Origin of the sequence: Pseudoalteromonas sp. SR45-5, assembly GCF_014163565.1 — a bacterium.
In the GTDB taxonomy this organism is placed as follows: domain Bacteria; phylum Pseudomonadota; class Gammaproteobacteria; order Enterobacterales; family Alteromonadaceae; genus Pseudoalteromonas; species Pseudoalteromonas distincta.
In genome coordinates, this window is the sequence record NZ_JACJDN010000899.1 from 1 (window position 1) to 1,197 (window position 1,197).

At 38.2% G+C, this 1,197-nt stretch carries 1 pseudogene; it reads right to left on the bottom strand.

The window, feature by feature from the left end:
- Positions 1-1,175, bottom strand: a pseudogene (locus H5072_RS19940) (pilin biogenesis protein); the annotation flags it as partial.
- Positions 1,176-1,197 lie beyond the last annotated feature (22 nt).

The window sequence follows — 1,197 nt, forward strand, 5'->3', positions numbered from 1 at the left end:
TTAGGAATCAAATCAGGGGCAAGATCGGTAACTGTACCTGTCGCTAAATTTAAAATGGTTTGTACTTTATCAAAAGTAAAATCAATAATACTGCCCGTTTTATCTATGTAAATTTTACGACTGTCAGGGTCTAAAGTTGATAAAAGTAAATTTACGCCACCCTGGGCTACTAAATTCCCATCTGCAGGCTTATTAGTTGGCAGCCAAAAAGTTCGCGCTTTCTCATCAATTAACCCATTTTCATCAAGGGCTATTTTATCAGTTGAATCGACTATATTTGCACCTGATACTTTTAGTTTTTTTAAATTCCCGCTCCAACGTGCGCCTGTTTCTGGGTAAAACATCGCAAAGTAAATTGACTCTCGGCTACGTGTTTGGTCAACATTATTACTTGCTACCGTAGGTGATGAAAAACTATCGTTAACTTCGCGTATTTTCGATATTGTATTATTAAGCGCTTCAGAAAGTTCAGTTGATGTATCTGCATGTAAGTACTCGCCGCCGCCCAATAAAGCGGTTTTTTCTAATAACTTTTTACCATTTGTACTCATGCCACTACCAAAACCGATAGTAAAAACGCGTCCGGTATCAGCAACCTCTGGCGTAGTATCGTACAAGTCAACTTCAACATCTCTTGTACCATGTATTATCTGAGCTAAAGCGGCTAGATAACTATTACTTGTTTTAGAAGGATTTGAGCCAAAAGTAGATTTGTATAATGATTTGATATCATCGTTTCGGTTAGTATCACTTTGAGGATCACCGTCAGTCATCAAAATTAAATTGATTGAATTATCACAACGTACATCGGCACCAACTGCTTGGGTAAATGGTGATATGTATCGAGAGTTATTGTCGTAATATAGCGAACCAGTTTCAGCAGAAAAATCCCGCTCATTTGAGTTTTGTCCGTAGTACACTTTCTGACCTGTTAGATACAAGTAGGCTTCCCATAGGGTTTCTGTAACTGGGGTACTACCAGCCGCTGGTAAACTGTGAATTTGGCTTAAAATTGTAGAATGGGGAGATCCAAGACCTGCCATAATATAGCCGCCATTATCATTTTTAAAACGCATCAAACCAAAATCGATAGAGCTATTATCAGTAACCAACTGACTCATTGCACTGATGCCGGCATCTACTTTTCTAATACCGTTGGGTAAAAAGTTTTTCATACTTCCAGATGTATCAAAAACA